Annotated in this window: 20 protein-coding genes, 1 pseudogene and 1 riboswitch; of the genes and pseudogenes, 10 read left to right on the top strand and 11 right to left on the bottom strand. The window is 62.5% G+C overall.

Features of this window, described 5'->3' with window-relative positions; genetic code table 11:
* Nucleotides 1-134 precede the first annotated feature (134 nt).
* Nucleotides 135-1,601, top strand: a complete 1,467-nt coding sequence (locus FFS23_RS17750) for a M23 family metallopeptidase (protein WP_137899642.1) — start codon at nucleotides 135-137, stop codon at nucleotides 1,599-1,601.
* A gap of 31 nt (nucleotides 1,602-1,632) precedes the next feature.
* On the opposite strand, the gene FFS23_RS17745 is transcribed toward FFS23_RS17750, so the two are convergent.
* From FFS23_RS17745 to FFS23_RS17725, 5 genes are all read right to left on the bottom strand, one after another.
* The gene (locus FFS23_RS17745; protein ID WP_038664108.1) at nucleotides 1,633-3,315 is read right to left on the bottom strand and encodes an ATP-binding protein; all 1,683 of its coding nucleotides are present in this window, start codon (nucleotides 3,313-3,315) and stop codon (nucleotides 1,633-1,635) included.
* Between the two features lie 68 nt (nucleotides 3,316-3,383).
* Complete coding sequence (locus tag FFS23_RS17740; RefSeq protein ID WP_171009541.1) at nucleotides 3,384-4,154, bottom strand: TIGR02186 family protein; 771 nt, start codon at nucleotides 4,152-4,154, stop codon at nucleotides 3,384-3,386.
* The gene (locus FFS23_RS17735; protein WP_038664111.1) at nucleotides 4,151-5,065 is read right to left on the bottom strand and encodes a sulfite exporter TauE/SafE family protein; all 915 of its coding nucleotides are present in this window, start codon (nucleotides 5,063-5,065) and stop codon (nucleotides 4,151-4,153) included. Before FFS23_RS17735 ends, FFS23_RS17740 begins: the two co-directional genes overlap by 4 nt.
* Nucleotides 5,066-5,105: 40 nt before the next feature.
* Nucleotides 5,106-5,891, bottom strand: coding sequence for a hypothetical protein (locus FFS23_RS17730; RefSeq protein ID WP_249340740.1), 786 nt, complete (start codon nucleotides 5,889-5,891; stop codon nucleotides 5,106-5,108).
* A 266-nt stretch (nucleotides 5,892-6,157) separates the two neighbouring features.
* Nucleotides 6,158-6,610, bottom strand: coding sequence for a glycosyltransferase family protein (locus FFS23_RS17725; RefSeq protein ID WP_137899641.1), 453 nt, complete (start codon nucleotides 6,608-6,610; stop codon nucleotides 6,158-6,160).
* Between the two features lie 519 nt (nucleotides 6,611-7,129).
* On the opposite strand from FFS23_RS17725, the gene FFS23_RS17720 reads away from it, so the two are divergent.
* The gene (locus tag FFS23_RS17720; RefSeq protein ID WP_137899640.1) at nucleotides 7,130-7,582 is read left to right on the top strand and encodes a hypothetical protein; all 453 of its coding nucleotides are present in this window, start codon (nucleotides 7,130-7,132) and stop codon (nucleotides 7,580-7,582) included.
* Nucleotides 7,583-7,668: 86 nt separating this feature from the next.
* On the opposite strand, the gene FFS23_RS17715 is transcribed toward FFS23_RS17720, so the two are convergent.
* Nucleotides 7,669-8,274, bottom strand: coding sequence for a histidine phosphatase family protein (locus FFS23_RS17715; RefSeq protein WP_107963537.1), 606 nt, complete (start codon nucleotides 8,272-8,274; stop codon nucleotides 7,669-7,671).
* Nucleotides 8,275-8,617: 343 nt separating this feature from the next.
* Nucleotides 8,618-9,088 carry a helix-turn-helix domain-containing protein gene (locus tag FFS23_RS17710; protein WP_107963392.1) on the bottom strand — a complete coding sequence of 157 codons (471 nt, stop codon included), beginning with the start codon at nucleotides 9,086-9,088 and terminating at the stop codon, nucleotides 8,618-8,620.
* A 63-nt stretch (nucleotides 9,089-9,151) separates the two neighbouring features.
* On the opposite strand from FFS23_RS17710, the gene FFS23_RS17705 reads away from it, so the two are divergent.
* The 4 genes from FFS23_RS17705 to FFS23_RS17690 all read left to right on the top strand — a co-directional run bounded on the left by FFS23_RS17705 (nucleotide 9,152) and on the right by FFS23_RS17690 (nucleotide 13,205).
* On the top strand, nucleotides 9,152-9,394 hold the full coding sequence (locus FFS23_RS17705) for a helix-turn-helix domain-containing protein (RefSeq protein ID WP_137899639.1): 243 nt from the start codon (nucleotides 9,152-9,154) through the stop codon (nucleotides 9,392-9,394).
* Between the two features lie 1,045 nt (nucleotides 9,395-10,439).
* Entirely contained in the window at nucleotides 10,440-11,234 is a 795-nt protein-coding gene (locus FFS23_RS20220) for a tyrosine-type recombinase/integrase (protein ID WP_171009540.1), read from the top strand.
* On the top strand, nucleotides 11,231-12,133 hold the full coding sequence (locus FFS23_RS17695) for a tyrosine-type recombinase/integrase (RefSeq protein WP_171009539.1): 903 nt from the start codon (nucleotides 11,231-11,233) through the stop codon (nucleotides 12,131-12,133). Before FFS23_RS20220 ends, FFS23_RS17695 begins: the two co-directional genes overlap by 4 nt.
* Nucleotides 12,126-13,205: a tyrosine-type recombinase/integrase gene (locus FFS23_RS17690; RefSeq protein WP_137899637.1), complete on the top strand. Its 1,080-nt coding sequence runs from the start codon at nucleotides 12,126-12,128 to the stop codon at nucleotides 13,203-13,205. Before FFS23_RS17695 ends, FFS23_RS17690 begins: the two co-directional genes overlap by 8 nt.
* Before the next feature lie 726 nt (nucleotides 13,206-13,931).
* Here FFS23_RS17690 and FFS23_RS17685 read toward each other — a convergent pair.
* The gene (locus FFS23_RS17685) at nucleotides 13,932-14,315 is read right to left on the bottom strand and encodes a DUF190 domain-containing protein (RefSeq protein WP_055982130.1); all 384 of its coding nucleotides are present in this window, start codon (nucleotides 14,313-14,315) and stop codon (nucleotides 13,932-13,934) included.
* A 26-nt stretch (nucleotides 14,316-14,341) separates the two neighbouring features.
* A complete protein-coding gene (locus tag FFS23_RS17680) occupies nucleotides 14,342-15,700 on the bottom strand; it encodes a voltage-gated chloride channel family protein (RefSeq protein ID WP_055982128.1) in 1,359 nt (452 codons plus the stop codon).
* Between the two features lie 23 nt (nucleotides 15,701-15,723).
* Nucleotides 15,724-15,800: riboswitch (Fluoride riboswitch) on the bottom strand.
* Between the two features lie 164 nt (nucleotides 15,801-15,964).
* Here FFS23_RS17680 and FFS23_RS17675 point away from each other — a divergent pair.
* From FFS23_RS17675 to FFS23_RS17660, 4 genes are read left to right on the top strand one after another with little or no spacing between them, the layout of a single operon-like run.
* Nucleotides 15,965-16,330 carry a DUF305 domain-containing protein gene (locus FFS23_RS17675; protein ID WP_229668351.1) on the top strand — a complete coding sequence of 122 codons (366 nt, stop codon included), beginning with the start codon at nucleotides 15,965-15,967 and terminating at the stop codon, nucleotides 16,328-16,330.
* Between the two features lies 1 nt (nucleotide 16,331).
* Nucleotides 16,332-17,771, top strand: coding sequence for a YncE family protein (locus tag FFS23_RS17670; protein ID WP_055982125.1), 1,440 nt, complete (start codon nucleotides 16,332-16,334; stop codon nucleotides 17,769-17,771).
* 1 nt (nucleotide 17,772) lies between these two features.
* Complete coding sequence (locus FFS23_RS17665; RefSeq protein ID WP_055982122.1) at nucleotides 17,773-18,282, top strand: RNA polymerase sigma factor; 510 nt, start codon at nucleotides 17,773-17,775, stop codon at nucleotides 18,280-18,282.
* On the top strand, nucleotides 18,279-19,049 hold the full coding sequence (locus tag FFS23_RS17660) for an anti-sigma factor family protein (protein WP_037529333.1): 771 nt from the start codon (nucleotides 18,279-18,281) through the stop codon (nucleotides 19,047-19,049). The genes FFS23_RS17665 and FFS23_RS17660 overlap by 4 nt, the downstream gene beginning before the upstream one ends.
* A 51-nt stretch (nucleotides 19,050-19,100) precedes the next feature.
* Here FFS23_RS17660 and FFS23_RS17655 read toward each other — a convergent pair whose 3' ends face one another.
* Nucleotides 19,101-19,613, bottom strand: a complete 513-nt coding sequence (locus FFS23_RS17655) for an MgtC/SapB family protein (protein ID WP_052149081.1) — start codon at nucleotides 19,611-19,613, stop codon at nucleotides 19,101-19,103.
* Nucleotides 19,610-19,859: pseudogene (locus FFS23_RS17650) on the bottom strand (molybdopterin oxidoreductase); the annotation flags it as partial. The pseudogene FFS23_RS17650 and the gene FFS23_RS17655, both read right to left, overlap by 4 nt.

Genomic DNA, 19,859 nt, shown 5'->3' with positions numbered 1-19,859 from the left:
CCACCGCACCGGCGAACCCGTCCACCGCACCGCACCCCCCGGTTAATTTGACTTTAGACTTTGCCCCCCACAGTGCTGCGACCCGACGCCGGGGGACGATCGGCGACCAATTCCACGATGAGGCGCCTTCCCGCGTGTTCTTGCGCACCGATCAGGGTTTCGATCTCGCCGGCGGCACCGCCGCCCGGCCGTTCGGCCGCGCGCTCGCCGTACCGCGCCGGCTCGGGCCGATCGAGCGGCTGCGCGGGCGCGACTGGACGCCCGACCTCGGCGCGCAGATCGGCAGCGGTGATTGGTGGCGCGGCCTCGCCACCTTCGGGACGCTGATCGGCGCGGTCTGGGCGCTCGCTCCCGGTATCATGCCGCTGACCGGCGCCACCCCCGCACCGCTCGCCGGCACCGCGCTCGAGGAAAGCCGCGCGCTGGCGATCGCGCCGCTCGCCTGGGGCGGGGACACCGGCCACCGCATGGCGGCGAACGACCTCGTCGCGCCGCTTGCCGAAGCCCCCGAACGCCCGATCGTCGAGCTCAACGCGACGCTCGGCGAAGGCGACGATTTCGACCATGTGCTGATGCGCGCCGGCGTCGGCCGCAACGACGCGCGCGCCGCCGCCGGGCTGGTCGCGCAGGCGGTGACGCTCGGCGACATCGCGCCGGGCACGCGCATCGCGCTGACCCTCGGGCGGCGACCGGCGAAGACGGTGGCGCGCCCGCTCGACAAACTGGCGCTGCGCGCGCGTTTCGATCTCGCGCTCAGCCTCGATCGCGGCGTCGGCGGCCTCGCCATGACCCGCAAGCCGATCGCGGTCGACAGCACGCCGCTGCGCATCCAGGGGCTCGTCGGCTCCAGCCTCTATCGCTCGGCGCGTGCCGCCGGTGCGCCGGCGCGTGTCGTCGAAAGCTATATCAAGGCGCTCGCCACCCGCCTATCGATCGGCCGCGACGTCACCGCCGCCGACGGCTTCGACCTGATCGTCGAACAGCAGCGTGCCGCCACCGGCGAGGTGCGGCTGGGCGAATTGCTCTATGCGGGCATCGATCAGGGCCGCCGCAAGGTGCAACTGGTGCGCTGGGACGACGACGGCACGCCGTCATGGTTCGACGCGCACGGCCAGAGCGAACGCCGCGGCTTCATGGGCATGCCGGTGGCGGGGCGGATCACCTCGTCGTTCGGCTATCGCATGCATCCGCTGCTCGGCTATCTCAAGATGCACAAGGGGCTCGACATCGGCGCGCCTTATGGAGCGCCGATCTTCGCCGCGCTCGACGGCGTCGTCCAGGGCGCGGGCCGGTCGGGCGGCTACGGCAATTTCGTCAAGCTCGTCCACGGCGGCGGCCTCGCCAGCGGCTATGGCCATATGAGCCGGATCGCGGTGGCGCGCGGCGAGCACGTCCGCCAGGGACAGGTGATCGGCTATGTCGGCTCGACCGGCCTGTCGACCGGGCCGCATCTCCATTGGGAGGTCTGGCGCAACGGCCAGACGATCAACCCGCGCTCGATCTCGTTCGCGAGCGTCCAGGCGCTGTCCGGCGAGAGCCTGCGCCGCTTCAAGGCGCAGGTGGCGGGACTGCTGGCGGTGAAACCGGGGCATACCTCTTAAGTCCTCCCTTTGGGGGGGGGAGGAATTTGAGTTACCGCCCCTGCGCGCGCCAGCGCAGGACGGTGCGCTGGATGATCGCGTCCTCGCCGCCCGCGTCGCGCCACAGCGCCGAGAACAGCGGATCACCCGATGCCGGCCGCTTGCCCTCCTCGAGTGCGTCGAAGCTCACCCGGATCGGCACCGCGACGCCCTCGCCGCAGATGATCGATTCGCGGTTGCGCAGCGCGGGGATCGAATCGAGGAACCCGCGCGCGCCCTCGGGCATCGCCGCGCGGACGAACGCCTGGTCGCGCTCGTTGTTGAGCCGCATCGCGATGATCGTGCCGCATTGCGAGAGCACGCCCTCCTCCAGATCGGACGGCCGCTGCGTGATCAGCCCCAGGCTGACGCCATATTTGCGCCCCTCCTTGGCGATACGGCCGAGGATGCGCCCGACCGAAGCGTTGCGTCCCTCGTCGCGCGCGCTGCTCGGAATGTAGCGATGCGCCTCTTCGCAGACGAGCAGGATCGGCCGTTGCGGTTCGTTGCGCGACCAGATCGCGAAGTCGAACGTCATCCGGCTGAGCACCGCGACCACCACCGACGTGATCTCCGACGGCACGCCCGACACGTCGATGATCGAGATCGGCTTGCCGCCGCCGGGCATGCGGAAGATGCGCGCGAGGAAGTCGGCCATCGTGTCGGCGACCAGCATCCCCGAGAACATGAAGCTGTAGCGCGGATCGGCCTTGATCTCGTCGATCCGGCTCTTGAGCCGCAGATAGGGCGAGGTGTCGCCGGCGCGATCCATCTTGCCCATCTCGGCGCTGATGATGTTGGTGAGGTCGCTGAGCAGATAGGGGATCGGCGCGTCGACGGTCAGCTTGGCGATCTCCTGCCCCAGCCGGTTCTTGGCGCGCGCCATCAGCAGGCATCGGGCGAGGATGTCGCTGTCGGCCTGGCGATCCGCGGCGGAGGCGGTGACGAACACCTCGCAATGCTCTTCGAGGTTCATCAGCCAATAGGGCATGGCGAGATTGTTGACGTCGTAGATCGCGCCATTGGTGCGGAACGCCGCGGCATATTCGCCATGCGGATCGATCATCACGACATGGCCCTGCGGCGCCAGTTCGCAGATGCGGTGGAGGATCAGCGCCGCGGCGGTCGACTTGCCGGTGCCGGTCGACCCGACCAGCGCGAAATGCTTGCCGAGCATCGCGTCGACGTACAGCGAGGCGCGCACGTCGCGGGTCGGATAGACGGTGCCGATCTTGATGTGCGGTTGGTCGGCGGCGGAATAGATCTGTTCGAGGTCGCGCGTGGTGATCGCGAACACGTCGCAGCCGGGGATCGGATAGCGCGTCACGCCGCGGCGGAAATGGTAGAGCTTGCCGGTCAGCCGCTCCTCGTCGCCCTCGCCGAGGAAGTCGATGTCGGCCGCGACCCAGTCGTTGCCGGCGCCGTCCAGCACCAGGCTGCGGATGTTGGCGATCAGCCACGCGCCGCCGACGCGCATCTTGATCTGACCGCCGACCTGCCCGGCAGTGGCGACCACCGGATCGGCATCCTGCGCGACGAGTTCGAGCGCGTTGCGATCGAACAGCACGCGGCTGCCGCCGCCGGCGACCGCCAGGACGCAGCCGATCGCCGCCGGCCCGGCGCCGTGGCCGACCGCAGCGGCGGCCGAAAGGGGCGTCGCACCCGCGAATACGCTCGGGCCGGGCATCTCGGTCATTGCGGCAGCATCCTGTCCATCGTCCGCCGAGCGCTAGCCGGGAGCCGTTAAGATACCGTCATCGCATGCTATATCCGTCGCGCGATCCACCCGGCGGCAAGCCCGAGACCGACCGACAGCACCACCGCCGCCAGCCCGTAGAGGATCGAGCGGCGCTCGGCAGCGCGCGCGACGAAGCGCTCGAACCCCGATTTGCGGATGTCGATCTCGCGCACCGCGGCGGCGAGCACGCGGCCGTCGCGGATCAGGAAGGTCTCGGCGGTGAACCGCCCGACCGGCACGCGCGCCGGGATGGTCAGCCGGGCGCGATACAGCACGCCCTCGCTGATCTCGACCGCATGCGGTGCCTCCAGATACAGGCCGGCGCGCCGCTTGAGGTCGACCAGCCCGCGCTGGAATCCCTGTTCGACCGTGATCGCGCTATTCGATCCGGGCGACAATTGCAGGCTGTCGAGCCCAAGTTCGTAGATCGCACGGGTGCGCTCGTCGACGAGGCGCTCGATCGGCCGCGACGAGGCGAGCGCATAGAAGCTCGGCACCGAACTGTAGCGCTGATGCTCGGCATTGACCCAGATGCCGGCGACCTTCTTTTTCTCGCGCACCAGCACCGGCTGCGTCGGTCCTTTCACGACGACGACGATGTCGGTCGGCGCCTCGCCGCGCGGCAGGCGGCCGCCGGGGTAGAGGATGGCACCGAACAGCAGCAATTCGGCGCCGGTGAAGCTGTAGGCGATCTCGATGTCGCGCTGCGACACGTCGGGGACGAGCACCGGCTTGTCGGCCGGGGCGGGTGCCTGCGCCGACAGCAGCAGCGCGGCGAACGGCAGCCAGCGCCTCACGTCAGCTCGACCGTGAAGATCTCCTCCGGCCGCCAGACGAGGCCGAGCAGGATGCGCAGGCCGACGAGCAGCACCATGATCGCCAGCGCGAGGCGGAGATATTCGGGCTTCACCTTGGTCGCGAACCGCGCGCCGAGCTGCGCGCCGATCACCGACCCGATCAGCAGCAGCCCGGCGAGCACGATGTCGACCGCCTTGGTCGTCAGCGCGTGGACCATCGTCGCCACCGCGGTGACGAACAGGGTCTGGAACAGCGAGGTGCCGACGACGACGCTGGTCGCCATGCCGAGCAGATAGATCATCGCCGGCACCAGGATGAAGCCGCCGCCGATGCCGAGCAGGATGGTGAGGATACCTGTCCCGAAGCCGAGCAGCAGCGGCGCCAGCGGCGAGATGTAGAGGCCCGAGGCGTAGAAGCGCGTGCGCAGCGGCAGCGCGGCGACGAGCGGATGATGGCGGCGCTTGCGCGGTTTCATCGGCCGCCGGCCGCGCGCGACGCCGATCGCGCCGATCGATTCGCGTGCCATCAGCGTGCCGATCGAGCCGAGCATGACGACATAGACGATGCCGATCACGGTATCGATCTGTCCGCTCGCCTGCAGCAGGCGGAAGATCCACGCGCCGGCGAAGCTGCCGACGATGCCGCCCGCGACGAGCACTCCGCCCATCTTGGTGTCGACGCCGTTGCGGCCGAAATGCGCGATCACTCCCGAGACGCTCGCGCCGGTGACCTGGCTCGCCGAGGAGGCGGCGGCAACGGTCGGCGGAATGCCGTAGATGATCAGCAGCGGCGTGGTGAGAAAGCCGCCGCCGACCCCGAACATCCCCGACAACAGCCCGACGCCGCCGCCGAGCAGCACGATGACCAGCGCGTTGACCGACAGATTGGCGATGGGAAGATAGACGTCCACGGGGCGGCTTTATACGCGGCTGGCGGCTGCCGACCAGCCGTCACCACCCACTGCCGAGCGACAAAGCCGGCCCCGAACCCGGCCGCGACCGGCCGGCAACGCGCTGCCGCCAGTCGACGGCGACGCGGATGCGCGGTTCGCAGGGCAGGTCGAGGCCTATCGTCGGCCCGACATCGAACCGTTCCGCACCGGGCTGAACGCCGCCCCACAGTCCGGCGCCGGCATCGATCGCCATGCCGCGAATCGCGCCCAACGGATGCGCGGCACGAATCGCGCCGTCGGCGAAGAAACCGATGTCGCGCCGCGCGACCACGCCAGTCTGGCCATAGCCTTCCACCATCAGATCGCGTTGGACCGGCATCGGCCCGAACCCTCCGACCAGCCCGAGCATCGGCCCACTCGCAGCGCCATCGATCGAGAAGCGCTGTTCGGCGAGGACATGGATCGGCGCATGCGTCGGCTGCCAGTCGATCCCCAGCGCGATCTCCCTGCCCGGCCCCGCGAGCGGCGTCGACACCCGCGCGGACACCGCGACGCGCTGCACGCCATCGAGAGGATAGGTCAGCCGCAATCCTGCCTGCGATCCGCCGAGCTGGCTTGCCGGCACGTGCGCCTCACCGCCGCCGGCGCGGACGATCAGCCAGCCGCTGCCGGCCAGCCGATTGCGGATCGGCGGCGGGAGGGCGACCATCTCCAGCCTTGCCACGGGTATGACGGCGTTGCGATCCTGCGGGAAGGCGCGCGGCGCGATGGCGGGGAACGGTGTCGGCACCAGCGTCATCTCGTCCGGCGGGTATGGCCCCTGCACCTCCTGACGTGCCCGCATGACGCCGGCCGCCATGTCCGGCTTTGGGTGCACGCCCGCACGGGAATGGGATTGCGACGCCGCCTGCTCCGAAGCAGCCAAAGACGCTCCAGCGGCACCCGATAGTCTTCGCCTCTTGCGGGAAGGGCTCCCCACGCGCCGTTCGCGACCGACGTCCACCGCCATTTCCGATCGCTCCGTGCCCCCCCGGCGCCACACGTCCGTCACCCGCATCCCCGCCCAGAACCCGAGCCACAGCAGCAGGAACCGGAACGGCCGGCTGACCTTCATCCCAGCGCATCGATGTCGGGAAAGGCGTGGACCGTCTTGTCCCATACCGGCGAGTCTCCGCGCAGGAACAGCGCGTAGCGGCGCAGCGCCAAGGGGGTCGCGAGCAAGGCTATCAGATTGGCGACGAGGACCCGCGGCACCGACCAGCAGCCCTCGCGCCAGCCGTAAGCGCTCGTCGTGCACACGATCCGCACCGCCACGCGCCAACCGAGCAGCAGCGTCGTCGTCCAGCACAACCAGCCGGCGATATGCTGCCCGGTATCGGGAACGCCGCTCAGCCAATGCGCCGTCGCTACCGCCGCCCACAACAGTATCGCGCCATAAGCGACGCCGAGCACGACCACCGAGATCAGCGCGCGCCGGTCACGCATCCGCATCCAATGGTCGGCGAACGCCCCCGGCAGGCCCCAGCCGATCCGGTCCCAGCCGGCAAGGGCGATGCCGGTCATCCACCGCGCCTTCTGCCGGATCGCGGTTTGAAACGTCTCGGGGAAATAGGCCCGCACGGCGACGAGGCTGCGATCGCACGGGTCCCATATCCGCGCGAAGCAGACGCCGCCGCCGCGGCCAGCGACGTGGAGGCCGAGTTCGTATTATCCCGTGCACATAGTAATCTTGATTTGAGCTAGATCTAGCGCTGCTGCGTGACGACCGTCACGACATAGCCGTCCACATAACTTTAAGCACCCGATCCATATTTTTTAACAAGCCTAAATGTTCTTCTCGATGGAGCACTCAGTCATTGCCCTGGGTGCGCCATTCTGCGAATCAGCCCAGGCGATGCGGTCAATCCCGCTCGCGGGGCGTCGTAACCCCACTGCTACGTCGATCTGGTCGAGTTTCTCGGCCGGGTGGCCGACGCATATGTCCAGGGTTCTGCCTAAAAGCGGCGGCGCCTTGTGCGACGTGCAGGGTTACGAACGCCCGGCTTTGGCCGGGCATCGCCTCTATATTGGACGGAGGCGACGATGCGTTCTAGACGAGATTCACGGGCAACCGAGCGGCGCAAGGAAGCCGTTGACCTGCTAGTGGCGGTTTTGACCGCCTTTGGGCGTGAGGCAGTTTTCTCGCAAACTTCGCCAATCACCCCAACTGGCCGCTCCGTGTTCGGCGTACTTGCGGAACGAAAAGGGGCATTTTTCCGTCCTGTACCGTTCGATCGAGATGATCTCACCACGCTTACCTGCTATTCCAAAGGCGCAGTAAGCGCCGCTATTCGACAACTGACCGCGAATGGATTTTTGACCGTCACCGGAACGAGGACAGCGCCAATGGCAAAGCTGCAATTCCCTCAATCGGCGATTGATGATTTCACGTCGCGAGAAAAACGGAAAGCCGATCAAGCTCGCAAACACGGCTATGATGGTCCGCTGTGGAGTTTCGGGATCGAGGAGGCGAAGAGCGTTCTCGACGAAGGGTAGAGACATATTCAGCGCGTCGTAGTCTGTGCGTTACCGCTTGTCGTGCTCGCCGACAGCTAAGACGCTCTTTTTATCTACTATTAGATCTATTCGATTGCCCAGCGACCGAAGCTATGATGGAGTTTTACGCACTGAGCATTGCTGATGGCGGGTGCTTCACACTTCCGCCAAAAACCTCTCATCTTGCCTCGGTCATCTGTGTCGGGCGCGGCAACGACCGCACGAACCGCCTGAATGAATTGGCCATGACTGAAGAGAAGGACAATCGACCGCGCCGGCAGTTTCGCAAGGCGATTGAGTGTCGCCTCGGCTCGACGAAGCAATGTGGCAAAGCTTTCTGCTCCCGGACCATCACAGTATGAGGGGTCAAGCTCACTCCAGTACTGTTCGAGATGTGGCATGCGCTCATCGCTACGAGTGCCATTCCAGCGAGACGGCTCCAGATATGTGAACTCTTCGATTGGCCAGACCTCTACCGGCACGTCCGCAAATCTTGCAACAGTCCTGGCTGCTGTTTGTTGCGTTCTTCGATATGGCGAGGTCACAATTAAAGACGGAGTGTCTGTCCACGAAGCGGCGAGCTCACGTGCTTGCTGGTGGCCCAATTCCGTAAGCTCAATTTCTGCGAGATCGTGACATGGGAATCCTGCATTACCCGTGCTTTGACCATGCCTTACAAATATTGCCGTTATCATATCACCCCAACTTTCATGTAGAATGAAAAAATTCAATATCATTTGTCGAATGATAGGTTACCGGCACTTCAAGAGCGGATTTTCAGTGAGCCACAGTGAAGTAATACAATTAATATCAGACCGGGTACGATCGCAGCTAGAAACAGATAGTTTCGGATGGTTTCCCGCATCAAAATTCCCATTGCTCCAGATGCTATAAAAAGAGCATCTGAGAATATGAGCATCACAACTATTAAAGGCCAATTCGGTCTTCGGAAACTGCTCGCTCTAGCTTGAGCAACGCGATCGCGGAGTTCCTGCTCAAATTGATCGGAAAGTTTGGTGGGGAAGTCAGTTCGCCTCAAAAGCGGCCTCCTGTGGACAATGCATGAAAGGCATCACGAACGCGTTCCTTCGCTGCCTCTTCCGCGTTTTCCGGTTCTCGCGCGATCAGATCGGCGAAATTGCGTATGACCTCTTCTGGGAGGGTTAGCCTAGCGCGCTTGGCCAATCTCCTCACCTCACCCCAAAGGCGGTGGCGTCGGTCAGGAGGGCTCAAGGACACTTGCCTAAGAGGGATCAGTCCCGGACCAGAGAGAACCCACTCGGGATCAATATCGAACGCCTTTCGCACCGCAGCTAGCGCCCAAACAGGAGGCACGTTTGTTGCGTTTTCCCAGGACAGGACTTGGCGCCGGGAATAGCCGATTCGGTCGGCAAACTGCTGCTGAGTAAGTCCAGCATGCTCGCGGGCGAGCCTCAGACGCTTAGCTAGCCCCTCCGTGTCACGGCTTTCTTCGTGCTTTTCAGTTGCCGGATCGACGTACGACATTTATCACCTGCTGGTGGAGATATATAGCACTTCGGCATTTAGTCTTAAAGTGTGGAGCCGAACATGATTGATGAGAAGCGCCATAACCGCATCAAAGCTGCTCTCCAACTCAAAGGGAGCAGCCTGAGCGCGGTAGCCCGCCATCTCAACGTTACGCCCACCACGGTTTCAACGGTAAGCCGCGGGTTCCGGAGGTCTCGCCGGATTGAGACTCAAATCGCGGCGGAGCTTGGCTGTGACGTCGAGGATCTCTGGCCTGAGCGATACAAGCGAATTGGAACGGAGGTAGCGATGAAGGTGCCGTGATTGCCGGTTGGCCCTCCGAAAAGGGTCGAACAAAAACCGCGCGAAAGAGAAAAGGCCCAGCTTTGCAGAGCTGAGCCTCTTCGAGATTGGTCGTAACCGACACCTTTCTCCTCGTGTGCTGACGCCATGTCAAGCGGACCGCTTCCGCTGCCGGTGGAGCGCGCCTGTCTTCCGCGCTTCCAATTTGATGAAGGGAGCTACCGGATCGATGGCATTTCAAAGCGCCTTTCCCGCAATTGCATGCGAGAGCCGACCTATGATGAAATCGTATAGCGCCAAAGCGAGTGAAGCTTACCAGGAGATCTCTCGGATAATCAGAGCATTCGCTAAATGCATAGAATTTTCTAATATTAAAAGATCCGAAGATGTAATTCGAATTCTGGTCGATGTTGCTGGATATTCCGGAGCATTCCTAAGTTATCGTGGCACTATAAACCATTTTTTGCGATACTTGGAGATTGAAAATGTCAAGATATGTGATATAAAATGGGAGAATTTGGAGAACTTTTGGAAACACAATTGCAGTCATGCATGTTGGCCCGCTCGCGGTTTATCTCCATCCCAGACGGTTGCAGTTACCAGATTTTACTTGTTCCTCCAGTATCAGGGAATCATCGATTCGAATGGGTGGGACTCAAATGACCCGGACATTTGCGCGGATTTCCTCGAAGCGCTCACTCAGGAGGGGGTGCATCCGGATCAGGCAAAGCGACAAGCCAGAACCGCACTTCATCTGATAGTTTGGCTACGGCTCAGAGGTATCCCAGAGTCATGCCTTAGCGATCATATCCTCGACGACTTTGTCGGCCACTCCTGCCGCTGCGGTATGCACATTCGGTCTGGAAGGCCGGGTGCTCAGGCCAAGTCGCGACGCCGGGTTGCAGTTGACCGCTTTTTACGGTTTCGGAATGGTGAGAACCCCGTTTTTAAAAACGGAATATTCCTGCAGAAACGGCGGAGATCGCACCCATCTTCGACCGTGGTGCGGTATCGCACTTGGCTGACCGACCAAAGGGGGCTGAGGCCTCGGACAATTTATTACTACGTGCTCGACGTAATGAGCTGGTTGCCAAGGCTTGGAGAAGACGCTTCGGCCTATTCCGCTACGGCAATCAGGGAATTAGCCGTCCTCGAATTCGCGAAGCGCACTCCCGCAATGCAGAGCCGTTTCATCCGCTCCGTGCGCAGCTACATGCGGTTCCGAGCTTTTGAAGGGCATTGCAACGCTTCCTTAGCAAATGCGCTGATCTCTCGACCAACTTATCGCCTTTCGACGGTTCCGCGCAGGCTTGACACCGGTATCGTGAACAAGGTCATCGACAGTTGCGACCTGAGCACATCGTACGGAATCCGGGAACGAGCGATCCTCACGCTGTTGGCCGAACTTGGGCTTCGAGCTTCTGAGGTTTGGAAGCTAAAACTCAGTGATCTGGACTGGACCGAGGCTAAGCTCTGCATCGAGGGTAAGGGCGGACGGGGTTCGATTGTCCCACTCACTCAAGGAGCAGGCGACGCTGTTTTAGATTATCTCGAGAAGGGGCGCCCGAGCTCACGCTCAGAGGCCCTGTTTTTGCGTGTGCCTCACCCGCACATGCCGCTTGCGAATGGCTCAGAGATATCAGGTATCGCCCGCAAAGCGCTCGCTCGATGCGGTCTCGAAGGTGGAGCGCACGTTTTTCGCCATACGCTTGCTACCGAACTTCTCCGGGACGGAAAAAGCCTCGAAGATGTAGCCACAATCTTGCGGCATCGATCGGTGGATACGACGACCATCTACGCGAAGGTCAACGAGCCAATGCTTAAACGTCTCGCAGAACCTTGGTTGGGAGGCCGGTCGTGATCGAGGCCATTGAGCGCTATCTGCAGCTAAGGGAACAGCTTGGGTACCGAGATCTTGATCTTGATCGCGACCTGCGAAACTTTGCGCATTTCTCGGCAGGTCGCGGCGCTCATCATCTGTGCAGTGCAGACGCAATCGCTTGGGTAGAGCAGAAATGTCAGCCCCGCAGGCGATATGAGCTCTTGGCTTCCATTCGTCGCGTTGGCCTATTTCTCAGCGCAGAGGATCCCCGTCATGACGTCTTGGCAGAAGAATACGTGCGGCCGGTTCGTCGGCCGAGACGCCCTATTCCCTTTATCTACACCGATGGCGAGATACAGCAGATCCTTGTCGAATTGGGACGCTTGCCGCTGGCGCATACCTACGATGCTGCCACCTATAAGCATATTGTCGGCCTTATCGCCGCGACGGGCTTACGGATAAACGAAGCCCGAAATATCTTGCTCCAGGACTTCAAAAATAACGAGATCATGATTAGGCGCGGGAAGTTCGGAAAGGACAGGATCGTCCATATCCACAAAAGTACCGCTAGGGCTCTAAGAGTTTACCTCACCAACCGCCCAGATTCTTTGAACAAAGAAAGGTTATTCGTAATCCACAATAACAGGACTCCGTCTGACCACTCGATTTGCGCCATGTTTCGAAAATGCACAACAAAGTTAAATATGACTAGTCGAAACGGTAGCAGGTTGCCGAGAATACACGACCTCAGGCATACGTTTGCCGTTCGATCGTTGGCATCGTGCGGGTCGGACCGGAAACTGATTTCCAACCATATGGTCGCCCTGTCGACCTATCTGGGCCACGTCAGCGCAGCTAGCACCTATTGGTATTTGGAGATTTCGACCGAGACAAAAGAATCGATGGCCTTGGCGATCGAGGAGGTGCTCGATGCGTGACGATCACCAACATGATTTGGCTCCCGTCCTGTCTAGCTATCTCAACGAACATCTCGTTCGAGATCGCGGGCTCAGCCAACTGACGCGTGCGAGCTACGCACACACGTTCATTTTGCTGATCCGTTTTATCGCCGAGGCGACGCGGATGAATATCGACCGCCTCCACCTGGAAGACATCACAGCGGAGATCGTCCTCCAATTTCTCGATGATCTGGAGAAGACTCGGAAAAATTCACGGCGAACGCGCAATCTGCGGCTGGCGGCGATCCGATCATTCTTCAGATATGTGCAAATGAAAATTCCGGCAGCGATGGAGCAAGCCGCTCGCATACGCGCGCTGGGGGCAAAGAGAGCGGATGTTCCCGTGATCGATTGGCTCTCGACCGATGAGGTTAAAGCCATACTTGGGGTGCCCGATATGAGGCACAAAGACGGGATCCGGGACCGGGCAATGCTGAGCATCACGTACATATGCGGTTTACGTGTGTCTGAGGTTTTGGCGCTTTCGCTCGGTGACCTCGACCTCGGTCCAAAGCCAACCTTGCACGTGATGGGAAAGGGACGAAGGGCTAGAATTCTGCCGCTGGGCCCCGAGACCGTCCGCCTTCTTCGCGCCTGGTATTCGGAGAGGCCGAATGTGCCGTACGATCATGTTTTTCTGAGCCGGCTTGGCTTGCCGCTAACGCGCGATGGCTTCGCAGCGCGTCTCGCGAAATATACTCAGATTGCAGCCAAAACAGTCCCGACCCTTGTGCCGAAGAATATCACGCCGCATGTTTTGAGGCACAGCTGCGCCATGCACATGCTCAAAGTCACTCGCGACATAAGAAAGGTGGCTCTGTGGCTTGGTCACGCTTCGATCCATTCCACCGAGATTTATCTACATGCTGATCCTGATGAGAAGCTTGAGATCCTTACATCGCACGGAGGGCTCGGCATAAAAGCGGGACGGTTCGCTTCCCGCGCTTCGAACATTATGAGCATGCTGCAGGCAGTGCGGAAGCCTGCGGACGGCCTCGAGGCAGCTGTAACTAAGTTGAAATCAGATGCCCGCTTTTCCAAAAGTAATTAACAAGCCGTTCGCCGAAAGCGGCTAGTTTTCGCCCGCTGAGCGTTCCGTGTCGAACAGCAGCGTACAGGCAGCAAGATCAACGGAATGACCCAATAGTCGACACTGGCGGGCTCTTTCCGGCTTCCCAACTTCGGCCGTTAGTTTATACCGGTCGAACGGCTTGAGTTGGGACAAAGCGGTCATCGGATGTGCCCGCCGGGAACGGCAGCTCCCGACGAAAGCAGACGCTTGCGGTAGAAGCTCTGGTAGAGCGGCAATGCGCATGTTCGCCCGGTCCAGTTAAGAAGACACAAAGGCGCAGAGCGGTCGGTCCGTCTGGCGGCGTGCGCCGATGGCTTGTTGGCGGGCATCTCTCCTCAAGAGCTCACATCCGTTCACAAAACTGCCGTTTGTTGAACACCTGTTGCACTAAGCGACTGTAAACACGCTTTTATAAGAAGCACGGCCAACGGCTGCCTCTGTCCAGAAAACGTCCGTTTATTGAACATACGCGGACGATGCTGCTGAGGGTGTTGTGTACATCAGCACCCGGCTTCAGGTTTGGGTATAGACGTCACCCCATATCCGCCCAAGAGCGATCGGCAGCTTTCCCAGTTTGCCGTGAAAATTCGCAATTTCGAGAATTTTGAATTGGGAACACATTTTGAGAAAGCGCACCCGTCTGTGGCTGTCAGTCGGATCGACGGGTCAGGTTTCCCGGTCAACGTTCCATTATGGGAACGCCGATCAGGCTCTGGTTCGCTCAGTTTCGCGCGTGATCGTCCAATGCTCCAATTGTTTGTAAACTATCACCTTGTTGCCGAGCAGATCGCCATGCCGGCGACAGAAAATGTTGAGCTGGTCACGTTCGCCGACCAGCTCGACGCAGATAGTCAGATGCGGATCGGCAATCTCCGATCCATTTTCCCGGATTGGGCCGCGATTGCTGAAGCCGTAATGCATGTTCTGCGCGACGGCGTTGATGATGCCGTCCGCCTTCGCGGTGCGGATCAGCTCGCGATAAAAAGGTTTCGCACCCCAGAAGCGACGTGGGCCGACCTTGTCAGACGGCTTCAAATAGATGCGCAGCATTCCAACCTCGCGGTGCTGGACGGTGAAACGATCAGGCATAATGGGCCTTCCGATAGGAAGCAGGATCAGACGCGCGAGCGACGGCGGGAAGCACGGTGCGTGCGGGCATCACGCAGGGTCGCATCGGGTGTGAGGCGCGCAGCAGGCACCTTGGGGACTGCGACGCGCTGCGACAGATAAATGCCGTTATGACCCGAGCAAAGGTAGGCGACGAAGCATGCGACCGCGATCGGCACAGCATAGGCCGCCCCGAACAATTCGATCCCCATGAACGTGCAGGCAAGCGGCGTGTTGGCCGCACCCGCGAACAGCGCAACGAAGCCGATCGCCGCGAATAACCCTGTCGACACCCCGAACATAGGCGCGAGTGCATTGCCGAGCGCCGCGCCGATGAAGAACAGCGGTGTCACCTCCCCGCCCTTGAAGCCGGTACTAAGGGTGACGACGGTGAAGAGCAGCTTCAGCGCCCAGCTCCACGGGTCCGTATTGGAGCCGAAGAAGCTGGCGATGGTCAGGCCATCCGGCGTCGCCGCTAGCGTGCCCAGACCGAGATAGTCCCGCGTGCCGAACAGCCAGACCAGTGCGATCACGGCCACGCCACCGATGACGGGTCGTAGTGGGCCATAAGGCACCATGCGCTTCAGCCATCCGCCCAGCGCATGATTGGCCTCTGCAAAAGCTAGTCCGACTAACCCGAATACGACGCCCGCGACGCCAACCTTGATGACGATTAGAGCGTCGACCGGCACTGTCGCATCGACATGGTAGATGCCGTGGTGAATGCCCCAGGCAAGACAGGTCCAGTCGCCGACCAGTGCCGCGACCAGGCACGGCACCAGCGCGCGATACTCGACCCGGCCAATCGCCAGCACCTCCAGCGCGAAGACCGCTCCCGCGATCGGCGTCCCGAACACTGCGCCGAACCCTGCTGCGATCCCGGTCATCAGCAGGATGCGCGTTGCTTGCGTATCCAGCTTGAGGGCGCGCCCGAACCCGCCGGAAAGACTGCCGCCCAATTGCACGGCGGTGCCTTCGCGCCCCGCCGATCCACCAAACAGATGTGTCACGACCGTGCCGAAGAAAATGAGCGGGGCCATGCGCAGCGGCACGCCGCCCCCCGGTTCGTGGATCTGCTCGACGATAAGATTGTTGCCACCTTCGACCGAGCGCCCTGTCAGATGGTAGAGCAGTCCGACCACGAACCCGCCGATCGGCAGCAGGTAGAGCAGCCAGGGAAAGGCGAAGCGAATCCGGGTTACGGCATCGAGGCTCCACAGGAAGGCTGCGCAGAGCGTTCCCACCGTTGCGGCCATCGGGACCAGGATCAAAGCCCACCGCAGCACCGACATGGCATGGGTGCGGCGATCGCGAATGAACGCTGCCATGTTGAACTGGTCGTAGAGATTGCGAAATGTCGCGCGCACGATTCCTCCTTGCTGCCTTACGGCGCCTGGTAGGAATCATCGGCCCTTGCGAGGGCGGTTCGGCCGAATGGCCCGGCGGAAATCCATCGCCGTGCCCGAGCATATGCTGTCCGACGGCGACCTGGTCAACCAACGGCAGGGTCACGATGAGACGATTGTTTTGCTGAGGATCAATAATTGGCTCACCCATGGAATAAACCCCGACGGGCGTCGTCTACCCTTTCGAGACTGATCCGCAGGAGGCTTATGCGTAGACGAAATTGGATGCTGGGTCTGACTGCTTCGGCCATGCTCACCGGCGCAGTCGCGGCCGCCCCCGCCGATGGCTACGCCAGCATGGTATCTGCCGCGATGGACCGGATGATGGCGGGCATGATGGTCAAGCCGTCCGGCGACGTCGACCGCGATTTCGTCGCGATGATGCTTCCGCATCACCAGGGCGCCATTGATATGGCGGTGGCAGAGCTGCGCTACGGCCATAACGAGCAGCTCAAGCGCATCGCGCAGGAGATCATCATCGATCAGCAGCAGGAGATCGCCGCCATGAAGTTGGCGATCGGTCAGCCGCTACCCCCTTCGACGCCAGCCCCGACGCAGGGCGGCGACCACCACAGCCATATGGAGCACTGACATGATCCGGACCTTCCTGCTCTCGGCCGCCTTGCTGATGAGCGCCGCACCGGGCATTGCCATGGCTCAGCAGGCGCCGTGGAACGCCAAGGACGTGCCTGTCAGCCACCGCGACCGCGTCTATGCATCCGAACAATTCTCCAACACGGTGTCGGTAACGGACCCGGCCGACAACAGGTTGCTCGGCGTCATCAAGCTCGGCGATCCGCAGCCGATGAATTTTTCCCCGCTCTACAAGGGGCAGGTGCTGGTTCACGGCCTCGGCTTCTCGCCGGACGGGAAAACACTGGCGGTCGTGTCGATCGGATCCAACGCCGTGTCGTGGATCGACACCGCCACCAACACCGTCAAGCACACGACCTATGTCGGGCGCAGTCCGCATGAGGCGTTCTTCACGCCGGACGGCAAGGAGGTGTGGGTCACGGTACGCGGCGAGGATTACATCGCCGTGCTCGACCCCACGACGTACAAGGAGACCGGTCGCATCAAGACGCCCGGTGGTCCGGGCATGACGATCTTCTCTCCCGATGGCCGATACGGCTATGTCTGTTCCTCATTCAATCCGGTGCTGGCCGTGTTCGATGTCTCGACCCACGCGCAGGTCGGACAGGTGGCGCAGCCGAGTCCGTTCTGTCCCAACATCGCCGCGACGCCGGACGGCAAGCAGGTTTGGTTCACGCTGAAGGACATCGGCAAGACGGTCGCATTCGATGCCAAGCCGCCTTTCGCGATCCTCAAGGTGCTGGATACCGGACCGATCACCAATCACGTCAACTTCGCCCGCACGGTCAAGGGACAGTTCGCCTATGTCACGGTGGGCGGGGAAAACGCGGTGAAGGTGTTCCGCACGTCCGACTTCGCGCTTGTCGCCACCATCCCGGTCGGCAAGATGCCGCACGGCGTCTGGCCATCGGGCGACGGCCGGCGCATCTATGTCGGGCTGGAGAATGCCGATGAACTTGCCGCGATCGACACCGCCGGCAACAAGGTCGTTGCCACCGTGCCGGTCGGACAGGCACCGCAGGCGATCGCCTATGTGCCGAACGCTGTTCCGACAGGCCCCGGCACCGACAATCTCCAACCGCTCGGTACGGCAGGCAAGGCGGTGCATCTGAACATGGGGCCGGTTGGCGGCAATGGTGCGGCAAGCAGCATTACCCTCTTCGACCAGGGCATCATTCAGGTCGTGCAGAGTGCCGTTACCGGTTTGCAGCCCAAGAAGCCTTACATGCTCGTGCTCACCGCCAACGCGGACGGCAGCGGTGCGGTAGAGCCGCTTGCGAACTTCATGAGCAATCCGGCAGGTGCGGCGATTGTCAACGCATCGGGTCCGATCCGGCAGATCGTTCAGGGCAGTGCAGCGGCCCCCCGGCGCTTTCTGGCGGTCGCCGAGGTAGTGAATGGCGCACCGGGCCGCATCGTGCAGGTGCAGCGCGACTGAGATGGACCCGCTTGCCGCCGCGATCGAGCCCCTGGTCCCCGGTCTGCGCCGTTATGCCCGGTCGTGGTTGCGCGATCAGGCGATGGCGGATGACCTGGTGCAGGATTGCCTTGAGCGCGCGGTCGGGCGCTGGCGGCAACGACGCGGGACGGAGGTTCGCCCCTGGGTCTATGCAATCCTGCATAATCTGTTGGTCGATCATAAGCGGCAGCATGTCCGGCGAGGTACGGCGGTTCCGCTCCACCTCGTGGACGACGTTGCGCTCGGTCGCCCGGCCGATCAGGACGCAGGCCTGCACCACCGAGACCTGTTGCGCGCACTTGATGCGTTGCCCGAGGAGCAGCGGACGGTGCTGCTCCTCATTTCCGTCGAAGGTCTGTCATATGGGGAAGTCGCTGCCGTCGTCGGTGTGCCGCTGGGAACGGTGATGTCGCGCATATCGCGGGGGCGCGACCGTCTGGCGACGCTCCTCCGGGAGGGTGAACGGCCACGATTAAGGAGTATTCGATGACCAGCCCGATCGGAGAGGACGATCTGGCCGCGTGGATCGATGGCAGGCTGTCGCCCGAGCGGCAGCGTCTGGTCGACGCTTACCTTGAAGGCCAGCCGGACGTGCATGCCCGTTTGCGGGAGCAGGCGGAGCAGGCGCGAGCCCTTGCATCGCTTTTCGCTCCAATCGCGGATGAACCTATCCCGGCGACGATGCGCGTCGCAGCCATCAGGGGACGGCAACGCCAACCGCGTTGGCAACTCGCCATCGCCGCGTCGCTTCTGCTGGCGGTCGGGTTTGGCGGGGGCTGGTCGAGTGCGCGTTGGAGCGGCGAACCCCGCGCGGGCATCGCGGCGCTGGCCAACGAGGCGAGTGACAATTTCCGTGTCTATGCCGCCGACCGGATACGACCGGCGGAAATCGGCCCCGACCAGCGCGCCATGCTGATCCGGTGGACCTCCGCCCGATTGGGTGAGCGCGTGACCATCCCGGACCTCAGCACAGCCGGTTACCGCTATGGCGGGGGGCGATTGGTCGCGACGCCCCACGGCCCTGCGGTTCTTCTCCTCTACGATGGACCGCAAGCGTCAAAGCTCGCGGTGCTGACGAGGCCTATGCAAATCGACAAGAGCGCAAGCATGACCAGCACGTCCAGCGGGACCATGGGCCGGGTCACATGGGCTGTCGACGGGATCGGCTATAGTGTAGTGGGCGAGCGACCCGCTGCCGAGCTGCATCCGATCGCCGATGAGGTCCGGCGCCAGGCCGATGCGGGGCTTGTCTCCTGATAGCGCCTGGCCGCTTCTTAGCGCCGACAGGCACTGGGCGGACCAGCGGGATCACGGCTTGCGCTCGGCATCCTTCCGGTCGGCCTCTGCCGGAGTCAGCCTGGCCCGCTCGCGAATGCGACGTTCGAGCGGAGCGCCCGCGAACAGTACGAGCATCGCAAGGCTCAACCCGCCGATGATGAGCGGCCACACCGCCAACCCTGCTGCCGCGCCGATCGTGGCCGTGACCCAGATGCACGCGGCGGTCGCCAATCCATGCACTTCCTGACCCTGGCCGACCCGCAGCACCGCGCCGGCACCGATGAAGCCGACGCCGGACAGAATGCCCTGCATCGCCCGTCCTGCGGCATCGGCGTTTACGTTCGGCAAGCCACTGTGCACGATCGCCTGCACGGCGATGCAGCTCGCCAGACCGACCAGACCCAGCGTTCGCAATCCCATGATCTGCCGGTTCTCGCGCGAGCGTTCCCAGCCGAGCACCATCCCAGCCGCGGTCGCCACCACCAGCCGCCCGATCGCATCGATCCAGAAGCCGAGGTCCGATGCCGCTGATGCTTCGATCATTCGACCAGCACGTGCACATGATGCCAGGCGGTGCACAGATAGCCGGCGAAGTTCCACACCGTATCCGGCCGCTCGGGCTGACCCTGTCCAGTCTCGTCGAAGGCGCGCACGACAAGGTGCTGGCGCCCCTTGGCGAGCGTGGCGTCGAGGGTCCAGCGCCGCCAACCCCAGTGCGCCTCCGGATCATCGGTGAACGTCGCCTGTTGCCAGTCGCGACCACCGTTTACCGACACTTCGACCCGAGAG

It is taken from the genome of Sphingomonas sp. 2SG (assembly GCF_005503285.1).
Taxonomy (GTDB): domain Bacteria; phylum Pseudomonadota; class Alphaproteobacteria; order Sphingomonadales; family Sphingomonadaceae; genus Sphingomonas; species Sphingomonas taxi.
This window is presented reverse-complemented; position numbering and strand designations above follow the sequence as displayed.